This is a genomic window from Knoellia sp. S7-12, from assembly GCF_040518285.1.
Classification (GTDB): domain Bacteria; phylum Actinomycetota; class Actinomycetes; order Actinomycetales; family Dermatophilaceae; genus Knoellia.
This window is the reverse complement of the sequence record NZ_CP155449.1, coordinates 3,790,702-3,805,870: the sequence shown is the minus strand read 5'-3', so window position 1 is coordinate 3,805,870 and position 15,169 is coordinate 3,790,702. Positions and strand designations below refer to the sequence as shown.

17 protein-coding genes and 1 pseudogene are annotated in these 15,169 nt (G+C 67.6%); 9 read left to right on the top strand and 9 right to left on the bottom strand.

Features of this window, described 5'->3' with window-relative positions; translation table 11 throughout:
* Positions 1-45: 45 nt before the first annotated feature.
* Positions 46-627, top strand: a complete 582-nt coding sequence (locus V6K52_RS18385; RefSeq protein ID WP_353951557.1) for a CGNR zinc finger domain-containing protein — start codon at positions 46-48, stop codon at positions 625-627.
* 141 nt (positions 628-768) lie between these two features.
* Here V6K52_RS18385 and V6K52_RS18380 read toward each other — a convergent pair whose 3' ends face one another.
* The 4 genes from V6K52_RS18380 to V6K52_RS18365 form a co-directional block, all read right to left on the bottom strand.
* Positions 769-1,221 carry a DUF6069 family protein gene (locus V6K52_RS18380; RefSeq protein WP_353951556.1) on the bottom strand — a complete coding sequence of 151 codons (453 nt, stop codon included), beginning with the start codon at positions 1,219-1,221 and terminating at the stop codon, positions 769-771.
* 1 nt (position 1,222) lies between these two features.
* The gene (locus V6K52_RS18375) at positions 1,223-1,513 is read right to left on the bottom strand and encodes a hypothetical protein (protein ID WP_353951555.1); all 291 of its coding nucleotides are present in this window, start codon (positions 1,511-1,513) and stop codon (positions 1,223-1,225) included.
* A gap of 4 nt (positions 1,514-1,517) precedes the next feature.
* Positions 1,518-2,540: an RNA polymerase subunit sigma-70 gene (locus V6K52_RS18370; RefSeq protein WP_353951554.1), complete on the bottom strand. Its 1,023-nt coding sequence runs from the start codon at positions 2,538-2,540 to the stop codon at positions 1,518-1,520.
* A 66-nt stretch (positions 2,541-2,606) separates the two neighbouring features.
* On the bottom strand, positions 2,607-3,176 hold the full coding sequence (locus tag V6K52_RS18365; protein WP_353951553.1) for an NTP transferase domain-containing protein: 570 nt from the start codon (positions 3,174-3,176) through the stop codon (positions 2,607-2,609).
* Positions 3,177-3,244: 68 nt separating this feature from the next.
* On the opposite strand from V6K52_RS18365, the gene V6K52_RS18360 reads away from it, so the two are divergent.
* The 4 genes from V6K52_RS18360 (at position 3,245) to V6K52_RS18345 (ending at position 8,257) form a co-directional block, all read left to right on the top strand.
* Positions 3,245-4,747 (top strand): alkaline phosphatase PhoX, encoded by a 1,503-nt coding sequence (locus V6K52_RS18360; RefSeq protein WP_353951552.1) that lies wholly within the window; start codon positions 3,245-3,247, stop codon positions 4,745-4,747.
* Positions 4,748-4,840: 93 nt separating this feature from the next.
* Positions 4,841-5,308 carry an SRPBCC family protein gene (locus V6K52_RS18355; protein ID WP_353951551.1) on the top strand — a complete coding sequence of 156 codons (468 nt, stop codon included), beginning with the start codon at positions 4,841-4,843 and terminating at the stop codon, positions 5,306-5,308.
* Between the two features lie 69 nt (positions 5,309-5,377).
* Complete coding sequence (locus V6K52_RS18350) at positions 5,378-6,685, top strand: alkaline phosphatase family protein (RefSeq protein WP_353951550.1); 1,308 nt, start codon at positions 5,378-5,380, stop codon at positions 6,683-6,685.
* Between the two features lie 207 nt (positions 6,686-6,892).
* Positions 6,893-8,257, top strand: a complete 1,365-nt coding sequence (locus V6K52_RS18345) for an MFS transporter (RefSeq protein ID WP_353951549.1) — start codon at positions 6,893-6,895, stop codon at positions 8,255-8,257.
* Between the two features lie 21 nt (positions 8,258-8,278).
* On the opposite strand, the gene V6K52_RS18340 is transcribed toward V6K52_RS18345, so the two are convergent.
* The 3 genes from V6K52_RS18340 to V6K52_RS18330 form a co-directional block, all read right to left on the bottom strand.
* A complete protein-coding gene (locus V6K52_RS18340) occupies positions 8,279-9,088 on the bottom strand; it encodes an IclR family transcriptional regulator (protein WP_353951548.1) in 810 nt (269 codons plus the stop codon).
* Positions 9,089-9,248: 160 nt separating this feature from the next.
* Complete coding sequence (gene namA / locus V6K52_RS18335; protein ID WP_353951547.1) at positions 9,249-10,328, bottom strand: NADPH dehydrogenase NamA; 1,080 nt, start codon at positions 10,326-10,328, stop codon at positions 9,249-9,251.
* Positions 10,329-10,426: 98 nt separating this feature from the next.
* Positions 10,427-10,810 carry a nuclear transport factor 2 family protein gene (locus tag V6K52_RS18330; protein ID WP_353951546.1) on the bottom strand — a complete coding sequence of 128 codons (384 nt, stop codon included), beginning with the start codon at positions 10,808-10,810 and terminating at the stop codon, positions 10,427-10,429.
* Positions 10,811-10,905: 95 nt separating this feature from the next.
* Between V6K52_RS18330 and V6K52_RS18325 the strand changes: the two genes are divergently transcribed.
* On the top strand, positions 10,906-11,526 hold the full coding sequence (locus V6K52_RS18325; protein ID WP_353951545.1) for a TetR/AcrR family transcriptional regulator: 621 nt from the start codon (positions 10,906-10,908) through the stop codon (positions 11,524-11,526).
* A gap of 31 nt (positions 11,527-11,557) precedes the next feature.
* Here the strand turns inward: V6K52_RS18325 and V6K52_RS18320 are convergent, their stop codons facing one another.
* Positions 11,558-11,995 (bottom strand): MarR family transcriptional regulator, encoded by a 438-nt coding sequence (locus V6K52_RS18320; protein WP_353951544.1) that lies wholly within the window; start codon positions 11,993-11,995, stop codon positions 11,558-11,560.
* 151 nt (positions 11,996-12,146) lie between these two features.
* Between V6K52_RS18320 and V6K52_RS18315 the strand changes: the two genes are divergently transcribed.
* Positions 12,147-13,970: an ABC transporter ATP-binding protein gene (locus tag V6K52_RS18315; protein WP_353953812.1), complete on the top strand. Its 1,824-nt coding sequence runs from the start codon at positions 12,147-12,149 to the stop codon at positions 13,968-13,970.
* 161 nt (positions 13,971-14,131) lie between these two features.
* Here V6K52_RS18315 and V6K52_RS18310 read toward each other — a convergent pair whose 3' ends face one another.
* Positions 14,132-14,422, bottom strand: a complete 291-nt coding sequence (locus V6K52_RS18310) for a hypothetical protein (RefSeq protein WP_353951543.1) — start codon at positions 14,420-14,422, stop codon at positions 14,132-14,134.
* On the opposite strand from V6K52_RS18310, the gene V6K52_RS18305 reads away from it, so the two are divergent.
* Both V6K52_RS18305 and rraA read left to right on the top strand, forming a co-directional pair.
* Positions 14,390-14,683: a universal stress protein gene (locus V6K52_RS18305; protein WP_353951542.1), complete on the top strand. Its 294-nt coding sequence runs from the start codon at positions 14,390-14,392 to the stop codon at positions 14,681-14,683. The genes V6K52_RS18310 and V6K52_RS18305 overlap by 33 nt on opposite strands.
* Positions 14,680-15,168: pseudogene (gene rraA, locus V6K52_RS18300) on the top strand (ribonuclease E activity regulator RraA). Before V6K52_RS18305 ends, rraA begins: the two are co-directional and overlap by 4 nt.
* The last annotated feature ends 1 nt before the right edge of the window (position 15,169 follow it).

Sequence of the window (15,169 nt, the reverse complement as noted above, 5' to 3'; positions counted from 1 at the left end):
TCTACCAGTCGAACAGGGCGTGAGGCAACCGGCTAAGGTGGTTCCATGCCTTCTGAGTTTCCTGACTTCCGTCTCGGGGCCGTGCTGGCGACCAGCTTCACGGGGACTTTGTCGGAGCGTCAGGGCACGCCGGTCGAGCGCATTCCCACGCCGCAGCGACTCGTGGACTGGCTGGTGGTGAACGGGCTTGCCGTGGACTCCTGCACCCAGGCGCAGCTCGAACTCGCCAAGGAGCTGAGGGAGTCGATTCACGCCGCCGCGACGGCGGCAGCGCTGCAGAAATCGCTGCCAGCAGCTGCTGTTCGCGTCATCAATGAGTGCAGCGTCGGGGGTCGGGTCGCGGCCATCCTCACCCCCAAACGTGCGCGTCAATGGCGGCTCGGCTCGCCTGCTTCCGTCGAGGATGCTCTCAGCGTGATCGCCGCGGACGCGATCGACATCATCGCGGGAGAGCGTGACGGACAGCTGGCCCTGTGCTCCTCGCCCACCTGCCGTGCCGCCTTCTTCGACACGAGCCAGAGCCGGAGCCGCAGATGGTGCGACATGAACACCTGTGGAAACCGCCAGAAGAAAGCGCGATTCAGGGCCAACCAGCGCAAGGACCCCGCAGCAGAGGACTCCCCCTGACGTCGTCGTGACTCAGGCTGGGGAAGATGCGACAGGGTCTCGCCGATCGCGGGACCGCGGTGGTCGCCCTTCGCGAGCCGGGCGTGAAAGCCGACCAGACCCTCCAGATGCTGTCGCCGACTCATCGTCGACCGATGCGGTTCAGGAGGGCAGGGATCGGTTCAGGGTGGGGATCATCACTGCGGCCGCGACGAGATGGAGGCCGACGAGAGCGAAGCTAGTGGCGGTGGTTGCGCCGGAGATGAAGGGCGGGATCAGCGAGATCGCGGTCAATGCCACTGCCGCCTGCACGAAGCGTTTGGCCGGGTTCGCGCTCCAGCGAAGCAGGGTGGCGGCGATGACGACGCCGACAACTGAGAAGACGCCGGTCACGAAAGCGATGCCGGACAACGGGATCGTCTCGCCACCATCGGGGATCTCGAAGACCACGCCAGCGGCCTTGGCCAATGCAGCGACAACAGTGGTGGCCGCAGCCGCGGCGACCGCGGCAAGCAAGCCCTTGCCGACGAGTCCTCGGACTCGAGGCTTCTGAGTCGAGCCGGTCTGGCTCGAAGCCGGGCCAGCGTGGACCTGGGTGTCCTTGATGTTGCTCATGTCATTCCTCCATCAATCGTTCATGGGTATTCGGGGTGGGTTGGACGTCTGCTGACGGTCCTGAACTACGGGTGGCGATGCGGACCATCGCCGTGTGACGGCCGGGGTTGAGCAGGGCGCGGACTCCGGTGCCCTGGAGCCAGAACCCGGCGTCCAGGCCGAGAACCGGCCCGAGCTCGCCGTCACGCAGCTCCAGCTGCACCTCCCCGCGGGTGACGACGCCGAATGCGTCGATCCACACCGTGGGGACCACGGCGACTCGCTCGCCGCCGTGCAGCGCGAGCGTTCGCACGGGACTACTCCGTGCCGTCAGCCGGCAAGCTCTCCGGCAGCCCGAGCCGCGGGAACTGGTCGTTGTGGAATGTGGTGATCTCGGTGATCGCCCCGCCGGTGAAGCGCAGGACGTCGATCGTCAGCGGCAAGTAGGCGCCCTCCGACGCCTCCCACTGGTAGAACGCCACTGCAGGCTGCCGGTTCACGGAGGTGGGAACAGTGCGCAAGCCCGTCGAGTCCGCGAAGCCGCTCTCGATCCAGTAGTTCACGACCTCACGGCGCCCGATCTGCAGACCCGGGGTGGGAGGCATCGACGTGCGGATGTCCTCCCGAACCATGGCGGCCAGCACGTCGATGTCCGTGGCCACGCTTGCCTCGGTGTAGCGGCGCACCAGCTCACGCAGGTCGGCGTCCTCCTCGGCAGCGATCCCACCCGTCCAGTCCTGCCGCTCCTCGGGCAGGTGCTCCCGCATGCCGGCGCGGGCCCGCTGCAGGGCACTGTTCACGGAGTTGACCGAGTCCCCGAGGAGCTCCGCGACCTCCTTCGCCGGCCAGCCGAGCACATCTCGCAGGATCAGCACGGCCCGCGGTCGAGGCGCCAAGTGCTGCACGGCAACGAGATACGCCAGTTCGATCGTCTCCCGCGCCACAGCGACCGTCTCCGGCTCGTCCGCATCATTCGCCGCAACCTCATCGAGCATCGCATCCGGGTAGGGCTGCAGCCACAGCACCTCACCGCCGGTCGCGGGCTCCGGCCGACGCTTGGCGAGCAGGTCGAGGCAGGCGTTCGTGGCGATCTTGTAGAGCCATGCCCGGAACGTCGACCGCCCCTCGAAGGTCTCCCGCCGCTTCCAGGCGCGCATGAACGTCTCCTGCACTGCGTCCTCGGCGTCCTCGAACGACCCCAACATCCGGTAGCAGTGCACGTGCAGCTCCCGCCGGTGCTTCTCCACCAGCCCCGTGAATCCGGCCTCGTCGACCTCACTCAACCCGTTGGCACCGAGTTCGCTCACGTCCAGTCCCTCCAGTCGTGCGTCCGCACTCATCACGTCATCCTTCCGTCTCGTCGTATGTCCTGACGTAGGTAAGACGGGGGCAAGAGCCAAAACTCATCACTCGGGTCGGTCGGCACCTTCCAGATCCGCAGGAGTGTCGATGTCGACGACATCGAACCCGGGCTGCACCAACACATGGCTGAGAGACAGCAGCTTGCGGGCGGGCAGGTTCGCGGGTGAGCTCGGCATCGCGTCCCTCAGGGCGTTGACCCTGTATGCCGCGAGCAACGGATTCGGTTGTCCCTCACCGTCGCTCAGCACGGCAGCCTCAACCGAAGAGTCGCCTTCGAGTGCAGCCACCAACAACGGCAACGCCGAGCCAGCCCGCGGCGCGTCTCCCGGCGCCACACACACCACCTCGCCACCCACGAGAGCCAACCCCTCCGCGATCCCTGCCAACGGCCCGCCCCCAGCAGGCGTCTCCTGAACGAACCGAACCCGGGCCGTCACGGACGACGGAACCACTCGCGAAGGTCCGACGACAATCACCGACCAGCCGGCCGGCATACCCCACAAGCAGTGGTCCAACACGGACCGGCCATCGGGCAACAAAGCCGCGAGTTTGTCGGAGCCAAAGCGGCGCGATGTGCCCCCGGCCAGCACGATCACATTCACGGAAGACGTCACGTGACCATTGTGGCGGCCGAGCACACGGCATACGTTGACCTGATCCCTGTTCACAAAGGAGTGACGACATGGCAGTTGACGATCACATGGCAAAGCGCCGCACCGTTCTCAAGGGTGCGGCGGTTGCCGCGGGCGCCACCGCGCTCGCCGGACCGTTCCAAGGACTCGTGGCCGGACCGGCCGGATCCGCCCCCCTCGGCAAACTCGGCGGACCCGCCTTCCGCGGACTCCGGCCCATCCCCGACGAGCGCGACGGCAAGGTGCGACTCCACCTGCCCGAGGGCTTCAAGTACCGCTCGTTCCACGACACCGAGCAACCCGTTGTCCTCAATGACGGCACCAACCTCCCCGGACGCCACGACGGCATGGGCGCGTTCGACGGTCCCGGCAGCGATGTGACCCTCATCCGCAACCACGAGGTCAACGCCCCCGGCCCCGCGTTCGGCCCGGTCGGCGACCACACCTACGACACCATGGCGCAGGGTGGCTGCACGCACATCGACGTCAGCGAGATGGGTCAGGTCGCCCACGCCTACACCGCGCTCAACGGCACGATGATGAACTGCTCCGGCGGCCAGATGCCGTGGGGGGCCTGGATCACCTGCGAGGAGACCGTCAACGGCCCCGACGTCACCCCGGACTTCACCGGCGTCTCGAACGTCCCGCTGACCAAGCCGCACGGCTACATCTTCGAGGTCCCGGTCGACGGGCTCTCGAACGGTGAGCCGATCACCAACGCGGGCCGCTTCCCCCACGAGGCCGTCTCGTTCGACCCGCGTGAGGGCCGCCTCTATCTCACCGAGGACAACTTCGCCTTCCCCTCGGGCTTCTACCGCTACACGCCTGCAACCAACCCCATGGAGTCCGGTCACCTCGACAACGACGGCACCCTCCAGATGCTCGCCATCAAGGGCGAGCCGAACGCGCACCTCGAGGGACACCAGGTCAAGGGAGCCAACTACAAGGTCGAGTGGGTCGACATTGCCGATCCCGACCCGACCTTCGCCTACACCCCCGGACAGCCTGCATCGACGCCCAACGACACGGCGCTGCAGTACGTCGGTGCCCAGGGCCGGGAACTCGGAGCCGCAGGCTTCTCCCGCCTCGAGGGACAGGTCTATGACAACGGCGTCGTCTACTTCACCTCCACCCAGGGCGGTGGCGATCCCGAGACCGGCAACGAACTGATCAACGGTTATGGCAACGGTTTTGGGCAGGTGTGGGCCTATGACACGCGCTCCGAGAGGCTGCGTCTCGTCTACCAGTCGCCGGGCAAGGAGACCTTCGACTTCCCTGACAACATCACCAGCAGCCGGCGTGGCACCCTCGTGGTCTGCGAGGACAGCTCGGGAGACAACTACCTGCGCGGGCTCAACCGTGGTGGTCAGCTCTGGGACATCGCGCTCAACCGGCTTCGGGTCGGCGGCAATCCCGAGGGGGCTCCCCGCTTCGGCGACGAGTTCGCCGGGTCGACGTTCAGCCCGGACGGCTCGACGCTCTTCGTCAACATCCAGTCCTCGCGCGGCATGAGCTTCGCGATCTGGGGCCCGTGGGAGCGCATCGGCGTCTGACGCCTTCCGACCACAGACACAGCGCGGGCGTATGCCGGGTGCTCGCCACCCGGCATACGCCCGCCTGTGCTTTGGTCGTGGAAGTCTGAAGGCATGGCCACCGTGAAGTTGTCGCAGTCCCGTGCTGTCCCCGTCGCGGTGGAGGAGGCGTTCGATCGCCTGCTTCCGCACCCGCTGCCCGAGGTGTTCAGCCGGCGTCGGCTCGCCATCCCGCCGATCAAGGGTGTGCGCGGCCAGTCGGGGACGTGGGGTGCGGTCGGGCAGACGCGCACCATCCTGTTGGCCGACGGCGGCACCATGCTCGAGACCCTGACCGCGGTCGAGCGCCCGCGATCGTTCGACTACACGATCACCGATGTCGCCGGAGCAATGAAGCCGCTGGTCGCCGGGGCCGAGGGTCGCTGGACCTTTGAACCGGCTGGCACCGGCACACGGATCACGTGGTCATGGGTGCTCACGCCGACGACGGCCGGTCGGTTGGTGATGCCTATGTTCGGTGCGATGTGGAACGGCTACGCGAGGCAGGCCCTCGAAGAGGTCGAGCGGATTCTCCTGACCTGACCCGTAGTTCGCGGGACGTTCACGTCAGGGCTGCCGGGGCGTCGCCGTCGCCGACCTACCGTCGAGCCCATGCCTTCTCTGCCTCCCGTCTCCCGCCGCTCCCTGCTCGGCGGCGCCGTCGTCGCCGGAACGCTCGCGGCCGCGCCCCTGGCCTCCGCAACCTCGGCGTATGCCGTGTCGTCCCGTCCCCGAGGACACGTCATCCTGTTGGCGTTGGACGGTTTCGACCTCGAGTACCTCGACGGGCGGGTGGACCTGCCGAACCTGATGTCGCTCGTGCGGCGCGGGTCAGTGACCAAGAGCCAAGGGGTCATGACGACCATCACGAACCCGTCGTGGACGTCGATCTCGTGCGGGACCTATCCCGACCGGACGCAAAACGCGGCCTACTGGTTCGATGCTGCGGCTGGTGTCGCGAGAGGCCAGAGTCGCGACAGCGCGGTCGAGGGACTGGGGCAGTCGCTGCGGCGGCAGGGTGTGACCATCGGCTCCGCGCAGTGGTTCATCATGGAGAACAAGGGTGTGGCCTATGGGGATCTGGGTGGTCTCTACACCCAGCCCGGCGGGCGGATCGATGCTCGGGTGGATGACGCCATCGCGATGATTTCGGGGCAGCCGGTGCGCAGTGGGTCGACGACGGTGACGCTGCCGGCGCCGCCCGACTTCCTCGCGGTGTATTCGAGTGACGTCGATGGAGACGGGCACTTGTGGGGGCCGCGCGACCCTCGGATGCTGGAGACGTTGCGGGAGACTGACGCGGCGATCGGGCGGCTCATCGCTGCGGTCAAGGACGCGGACCTGTTCGGTCGGACGACGTGGCTCGTGACCGCTGATCACGGGATGAGCGAGTGGCGAATTCCGCTGGGCGCGTTGGCGATCGAGCGATTGGCGACTGCTGGCTTCAAGGCGGAGTATGTGTCGAGTGGTGGGCGACCGAAGAACCCGGACACGCAGGTCGTGTTCGTCGGTGGTGGGTCGATCGCGTCGGTGCACCTGCTGGGGTCGTTGGCCGGGTCGTCGGCGGCGGTGGCGCAGGTTGCTGACGTCTTCGCCGGGATCGAGGGAGTGAGCGGGGTCTTCACCAAAGCCGAGCAGAAGGCGATGCGGATGGCGCCGCAGTACGGCCAGCTCCTGGTCGAGACCCGTGAGCCCTATGCCTTGTTCGTGACGGTGCCGGGAGAGGGGTCGGACGGTCGCCACGGGGGGCGCGCCGAACTCGACGTCCCGCTCGTGCTCTCGGGCCACCGGGTGCGTCCGGGCGTCAAGCCACGCGCACCCCGCCACATCGACCTCGCCGCGACGATCAGCCACCTCCTGGGAGTGGAGCCGCCGGCCGCGAACGAGGGTCGCGTCCTGAGCGAGTCCCTCCTCAGTTGAGCAACAGCTGAGTCGAGGTAGTACGAAACGCCGAGCGCCCCGAGGTGAGCGCGGCGTTTCGTACTACTTCGACTTGGAGACCCCAACCCCGTAACCCGGTGGCGCGATGTCAGTGCTCGGGTGGAGGCTTGGCTCACACCTCGAGTCAGCGGGTGAGTCCACGGTGGGCTTGACCTCAAGCTGACTTGAGATATGAGGATTCAGGACATGCCCAGCCCGGACACCAACACTGACGACACCACCGCGCCCGCGTCGGCTGAGCCGACCGAGCGGAAGTTGCCGCGCGCCCTCACACCCTTCCGCGGCGCGGCATACCGACGCCTTGCCATTGCCCTGGTCTTCTCGACGTTCGCCAACGGTGTGTGGGCGATCGCGCAGGTGTGGGAGGTCGTCCGCATCGGGGGCGGTGCGTCGCAACTGAGTGTCGTCGCCACGGCTGCGGCACTCGGCGTGATCATCCCCGCGCTGCTCGCTGGCGTCGTCGCCGACCGCATCCCGCAGAAGCGCATCCTGCTTGTCGTTGCCGGCGTCGAGCTCCTCTGCATGGCGTTGGTCGCCACCTTGTCGCTCCTCGACATCACCCAGCTGTGGATGCTCGCGACGGTCGCGTTCGTCAACGGCATGGCGATGGCGTTCTACTTCCCCGCCTACACCGCATGGCTGCCCGCGCTCGTCGAGCAGCGTGATCTCATGGCGGTCAACGGCTTCGAGGGCATGGTGCGACCCACGATCGGCCAGGCCATCGGACCGGCGGTGGCAGGCGCCGCCATCGCCGCCGCCAGCCCCGGAGCGGCCATCACCATCGCCGCGATCTCTGTCCTCCTCGGCCTGCTCGCCCTCATGGCCGTCCCCGAGACGCCCCTGCGCCGACAGCTCGACGAGAGCCATGCGCAGCACCCCATCGCCTCCGCCTACGCCGACATGCGCGAGGGCTTCTCCTACATGGTGCGCACCCCGTGGCTGCTCGCGACGCTCCTGTTCGCCAGCCTCATGATCCTCGTGATGATGGGGCCGTTCGAAGTCCTTGTCCCCTTCCTCATCAAGGACCGTCTCGGCGGCGGCCCACGCGAGCACGCCTGGGTCCTGGCCGCGTTCGGCATCGGTGGCGCAGTCGGCTCCCTCGTCATGGCGTCGTTGCGGATGCCGCGGCGCTACCTCACCTGGATGAACCTCCTGTGGGGCGTGGGCTCGCTCCCGCTCGCGGTGATCGGGTATGCCGGTCACATCTGGATCGTCATTGCTGCGGCTTTCGTCCTGGGCACGACCTTCTCGGCCCCGATGGTCATCTGGGGCACGCTCCTGCAGCGCCGAGTGCCGCCGCACCTCATGGGCCGGGTGTCGAGCCTCGACTTCTTCGTGTCGATCTCGCTCATGCCCGTCTCGATGGCGATGGCTGGACCGGTCTCGGAGGCCATCGGCATCCGTCCGACCTTCCTCATCGCCGGCGTCGCGCCCGGGATCATCGCGGTCATCGCGATCCTCTGGGCCAAACTGCCGGCCGACGAGATCGCCCACCCTCTGCGCGACGAGGACCACGAGCCCGCCCTCACAGCCGGAGCCACCGCACCGTAAGTGGCGGGGTGGGTGCCCCACTTACGGTGCGGGGCGGCGAGGCGGGCGGGTCTGGCCATGCAGTCGGACAGACAGGTCGTCGGCCGCGTGACCGACCGCGTTCACGATCTGCCCGAAGGTCGCGTCGTCGACCAGCTCGGAGCGGAACGTCACCGCGACCGACGCCACCGGATGGTCGCTGTGGTCGAGCACGGCCACGGCCACGGACTTCAGCCCACTGGTGATGTGACCGTCCTCCACGGCATACCCGCGTTGCCTGACGGCTTGGAGAAGTGAGCGCAACTGGCTCATCGTCACCGGTCCATGGCCGTCGCGCTGCACCAACGTGTCGGCATGCGGGAAGAGTGCACGGATCTGCCCGGCCGACAGCGAGGCGAGCAGGGCGAGCCCGGTCGCGGTGAGGGTCGCGGGCAACCGGACGCCGACGTCGGACACGAGCACCGGACCCTTGGGCGCGCGCTGCTCGATGACATAGAGGACATCGCGTCCGTGCAGCACGGCGAGGTGTGCGTTGTGACCGGTGGCGTCGACAAGTTTGTCGAGCGTGCTTCGGGCGATGCGTTGCAGCGGCGCCTGCCGCTGATAGGCCGAACCCAGCTCGTATGCCGCGACGCCCAGTCCGTAGCGCCGCTCACCTTCGAGGTGCGAGACGTATCCGCGCTCCCGCAGCACGGCGAGCAGGTGATAGGTGCTGGAGCGGGGGAGCCCGAGCTCGCGTGCCACGGTCGCGGCAGGCAGCGGCTCACCCCGGCGAGCGAGCAGCTCCAGCACGTCGAGTGCGTGCCCCGCTGCGGGAGCGCTGTTGCTGGCCCGAGTCCCCGCCTTGGTCATGCGCACCACTCGCGGGGAGGCGCAACGAGACATCGAGCACACGGCATACGCGCACTGTATCGGCGCAGCCGAGAACGGGTTGGTCCGGACTGAGCGGGCGGCATACCCGCCGCGGGTCATCCTCGCGTTCCCCCTGCGTGGGCCAGACGCGCGGCGAGCCCTACGCCGCGACGGTGTCGGAGAGCGGGGCTGCGGGCAGCGGCGGCTGGGTGCGCTGCCACGCAGATCCGTACCGGGTGTACTGCGCCGGCGGTTGGATCGGCTGCCGAAGATCATCGGCAGCGGTGCGAGCCCAGAACGGGTCCTTGAGCATTTCGCGACCAATGAACACCAAGTCAGCACGTCCATTTCGCAGGATGTCCTCCGCCTGCTGGCCAGTCTCGATTCCTCCCACTGCACCGGTGAGAACACCGACCTCGCGACGGATGAGCTCCGCGGCGGGAACCTGGTACCCCGGGAATGAGGGGACCTTGACGGGTGCGGTGCCGCCGGATGAGGCGTCGATGAGGTCTACGCCCTGCTCCTTCATCCATCGGCCGAAGACCACGAAGTCCTCCGGAGTGTTGCCACCCTCGACGTAGTCGGTCGAGGAGATTCGGACGAACAGGGGCCCGTCCCAGATTGCCCGAACGGCGTCGAGGACTTCGCGGACAATGCGGTACCGCCGCGCATGATCTCCGCCGTACTCGTCGTTGCGCTTGTTAGAGATCGGGGAGAGGAACTCGTTCAGGAGGAAGCCGTGGGCCGCGTGCACCTCGATGACGTCGAACCCTGCCTTGATCGCTCGCACAGTGGCGGAACCGAACGCTTCCACGATCTCCGTGATGCCTTCCTGGGTCAGCTCCTCAGGCACGCGGGAGCCCGGTCCCCAGGCGATCGCGGATGGGGCAACGGCAGTCAGCTCGGGTAGGCCGAGCTGGCGACCGGCGTGGCCGATCTGCACACCGATCCGGCCGCCGACCGAATGCACGGCGTCGATGATGCGTCGGAGGTTCGGGATGTGCGCGTCGTCCCAGATCCCAAGATCGCCGGGGCCGATCGGGCCGTTCGGGGCGACCGCTGCGGTCTCCGTCATGACCAGGCCCGCACCCCCGAGGGCACGGGATCCGTAGTGCATGACGTGGAAGTCGGTAGCGACCCCCTCGGCTGTCGCCGAGTGCATGCACATCGGTGACATGGCGATGCGGTTGCGGAAGGCCACTCCACGGATCGTGTATGGCTCGAGAAGTGTTGCAGACAAGAAAGCTCCTTAAAGATGCCAGCGACCTGGGCCGCGTTCGGGTCCCGTTCGGCAAGCCACCAGGGCTGCGCGAAGGGTCCGCCCGATGTCAGTGCGCGTCAGCTCGCGGGGCCGGAGTGGGTGTGGAACGTCTTTGCCACGATCTGCCACTCGTCGTTCGTCTTGAGCAGGTGGAAGAAGTCACTGAAGCGGAAGCCGGCGAGGTCGTCGGAGTCGACTCGCGCACTGGCGACGGTGCCGACGATATCCACGGTCACGATTGCCGAATTCGGGGTCGAAGGCTCGAATTCGTTGTCGATTCCCTCGAACAGCGCCTGGATCGGTGCACGCACTACCGCGGACTCAGCAACGCTGAACATCGCCGCGTCAGGGTGGAAGGCCGGCTGCATGATCGAGCTGTCGCCTTTGGCGCAGCCCTGGAGGTACTTGGTGAGCGCCTCCACCACGGCGTTGTACTCCTGGACATATGTCGTGTCGGACATGTGGACTCCTTGCGTCGGAACGGGCTTCTGTAGCGAGCGCTACAAATGTTACTGTAGTGATCACTACAGTAATCCGTCAACTCCAGGAGGCGACCATGTCCATCGGGACACCGAGCAGCACGATGCGCGGGCGCAGCCGGGGCTTCGACAAACAACTGGCACTCGAATCCGCGATGGACATGTTCTGGGAGCGCGGCTATGAGGCGACCTCCGTGAGTCAGCTCTGCGCGGGGATCGGAATCAATCCGCCGAGCCTGTATGCAGCGTTTGGCAGCAAGGCGCAGCTCTTCCTCGACGTCGTCGACCACTACCAGCGCACCTTCTGGGAGCCCATGTGGGACGCCTTCGAACCGGAGCCGTCCGTGAAAGATGCATTCCGACACTTCTTCGACGGCACCGTCAACGTGATCTCCGCGCCGGGGACACGCCTCGGGTGTCTGGTCACCCTCTCCGCGGTCAGCCTGGAGAACCACGACAGTGATGTCGGGCGCGCGCTTGCAGCCATCGGCGATGAAGGGGTGCGCCGCTTTCAGGCCAAACTCGACTTTGGCGTCCGAGACGGGCAGATTCCTGCCGACACCGACACGCTCGCACTTGCACACGCCGTCAGTGGGGCCGTCGTGGCTCTCGCGATCCGTGCGCACGGCGGAATGCCACCGGAGATGTTGCGACGACTCGTGGCGGCAGAGCTGCGAATGATCCCAGAGGCCAAATAGGAATCTACGAGCGGGCGCCGGGCGGCTGGGGTCAGTGGTCGTCGATGAGTCCGTTGAGGATACGGGCCAGGGTGGCCCGGTCGCGTTCACTGAGGTCGGCGAAGTAGCTCTCGTGGTCGGCCCGTCGCGCAGCGTCCAGTTCGTCGAGCACCTTGCGCCCGTCGGCCGTCAACGCCACCTGGGTGGCGCGACGGTCGGTCGGATCCGGCTCTCGTGCCACGAAGCCGCGCGCCTCGAGGGAGTCGACGACATCGGTCACCGAGCGGGGTGCGATGCGCAGGTGCTGCGCGACCACACCGAGGCGCGTCGGCTCGTGCGACCCAATGACCCGCAGCGCCCGCGACTCGTGTGGCGTGACGCCCCAAGGCTCCAGCGTCTCCGCGAACCGGCGGCGCAGTCCCCGGGCCACCTGCATGACGAGCTCGCCCAGAGCGGGTTCGGAGGTGGACGAGGCGGGGGCGGACGGCATACGGGAATAGTAGTCGTCATTAGCCTGTTTGACTCATTGTGAGTTAACCTCACTAATGTACTTCAGCTCAACAGAAGGGAGAGCCTCCATGACAGTCACAACCCAGGAAGCTCCCAAGGACAGCAGCACCCGCCTCCCCGGCGGCAAGGGGATGGGGACGGGCGGACGTGGCGGCGGCGGTGGTGGGCCGATGAAGATCGACCCGCGTGACCGCGTCCAGCTCGAGTTCGCCCCCGTCCCGCTCAAGCGGGTCACCAACCTCTTCCGCGGATTCGGTCGCCCCATCGGCATCGTCACCGCGATCATCATCGTCACCTCGATCATCTCGATGGCCCAGCCGTTCCTCGTGCGCGAGGTCGTCGACACCGCCATCCCGCAGCAGGACGTGCGCCTGCTCGTGCTCTCCGTGGCCGCCATGGTCGCCGTCGCCGCGTCCACCCAGATCCTCGGCGTCGTGCAGACCTGGATGTCCACCGGCGTGGGCCAGCGCGTCATGCACCGCCTGCGCACCGACCTCTTCGCCCACCTGCAGCAGCAGTCGCTGGGCTTCTTCACGCGCACCCGCGCCGGTGAAGTCCAGTCGCGCCTCACCAACGACATCAACGGCATGCAGGGCGTCGTCACCACGACCGCGACCTCCATCGCCTCGAACCTCACGACCGCGATCGCCACCTCGGTCGCGATGGTCGCCCTCTCGTGGCGGCTCTCGCTCCTCTCGCTCATCGTCATCCCGCCGGCGGTGTGGATGACCCGCCGCGTGGCGCTCATCCGCCGCGAGGTCACCGCCCGTCAGCAGGCCCGTCGCGCCGATCTCAACGTCCAGATCGAGGAGAGCCTGTCCGTCTCGGGCGTGCGCCTGTCCAAGACCCTCGGCGCAGGTCGCCGTCACGCCGACCGTTTCGCGGACACCTCCGAGGAGCTGGTCGACCTCGAACTGCGCTCGCAGCTCGCCGGTCGCTGGCGCATGGCCACGATGCAGATCATCTTCTCGGCGATCCCCGCGCTCATCTATCTGGTGGCCGGGCTCCCCGCGACCTCCGGCGGCATGACCATCGGGACGCTCATCGCCTTCACCACGCTCCAGGCCGGCATCTTCCGCCCCCTCATGGGTCTGCTCAACGTCGGCGCCCAGTGGGTGTCCTCGATGGCCCTGTTCTCAAGGGTTTTCGAGTACCTCGACCTCATCCCCGACGTCGCCGCGCCGGTTGCGCCGGTTTCGCTCGACCCGGAGAGCGTGCGCGGAGAGATCCGCTTCGAGAACGTTTCCTTTGCGTATGCCGCGCACTCGCCTCTCGCTGTCGCCGACATCAACGCTGTGGTCCCGGCCGGTGGCTCCCTGGCGCTGGTCGGCCACACCGGCTCCGGCAAGTCGACGATCGCCTCGCTCGTCGCCCGGCTCCATGACCCCACGTCCGGTCGCGTGACTGTCGACGGTGTCGACCTGCGTGACCTCGATCCCGAGGTGCTCGCCCGCATCGTGGGGGTCGTGTCGCAGGAGACCTACCTCGTGCACGCCTCGATCCGCGAGAACCTGCTCCTGGCAGCGCCCGACGCGACCGAGGCCGAGCTGTGGCGGGCCCTTGGCGCAGCCCAGGTCGCTGACCTCGTCGGCACCCTCCCTGAGGGACTCGACACCGTTGTCGGCGCTCGCGGACACCGGTTCTCCGGCGGTGAGCAGCAGCGCATCGCGATCGCTCGCACCATCCTGCGCAACCCGAAGGTGCTCGTCCTCGACGAGGCCACAAGTGCCCTCGACAACGACACCGAGCGTGCTGTTCAGAAGGCGCTCGACGAACTCGTCCGCGGCCGCACGACGATCACCATCGCGCACCGGCTCTCCACCATCGAGGACGCCGACGAGATCGCGGTCCTTGACCACGGTCACATCGTCGAGCGAGGCACGCACCGCGAACTCCTCGCGCTGGGAGGCCGCTACGCAGCGCTCGCCGGCACGCCGGCATACGCCGCCGCGTGACTCACCACAAGCGCACGCAGCGTCGCGTCCCGAACTCGCCAATTCCCCTCCGCCGGGACGCGACACACACGGCGTGTCGCGTCCCGGAGAGGAGGAATTGGTGAGTTCGGGACGGGGGTCAGCTGCTGCTGGCGGAGGCGAGCTCGCACAGGGGGGAGGAGTCAGCCGAGCCAGCGGTAGAGACGCTCGGGGCGGCCGGTGCCGTAGCGCAGGTGCACATCGGCCTGACCCACGGCGACGTAGTGCTCGAGATAGCGCCGGGCGCTGACCCGCGAGGTGCCGACGACGTCGGCCACCTGAGTGGCTGACAGCGCGCGCTCTGCCCCCGTGAGCGCCCCCTCGACCAACCGAGCGGTCTCGGCGCTCATCCCCTTGGGCAGGGCCACCGTCCCCGCGCCGAGCCCCTGCTCGTCATCAACATGTCTCGTGACGACGTCCTCGTCGACGCACACCGGGCCAAGTCCGAGGACCTCGCCCGGGTCGAACGTGACGTCGCCGAGCTCGGCGTCGACATCGAGGTGGTGCGCATCGAGGAGGGCAGCGACCCGGCCGACGCCATCGTCAAGGTGGCCGGCGAGCGATCGGCCTCGGTCATCGTCATCGGGCTGCGCCACCGCACCCTCGTCGGCAAACTCATCATGGGCTCGGTCGCGCATCGGATCCTCCTCGAGGCCCGCTGCTCGGTCCTCGCCATCAAGGAGGATGTGGCATGAGCGACCCCGACATCCCCGATATCTCCACCGCCGATCTGTGGGACGAGCGCGGCGACACGCTCCAATCCTGTTCGGTGCAGCTGCGTCACTATGGCGGGCACACGGCATACACCGGGGTGATCAGCACGATCCGCTGTCACCGCGACAACGCCCTCGTCAAAGCAGCGCTCGCGGAGCCGGGCCACGGGCGGGTTCTCGTCGTCGATGGCGGCGGGTCGCTCGAGTCTGCGCTCATGGGCGACCTCATTGCGGCATCGGCCGTCGCGCAGGGTTGGGCCGGCGTCGTCATCCACGGGGCGGTGCGCGACGTCGTGGCGCTGCGCGACCTGCCACTGGGTGCGGTGGCCCTCGGCTCCAACCCACGCAAGAGCTCCAAGGACGGAGTCGGCGAGTGAGACGTCGCGGTCTCGTTCGGGGGAGTGGACTTCATTCCCGGACAACAGGTCTGGGTCGACGAGGACGGCGTCGTCGCCTCTCGGGCCTGAG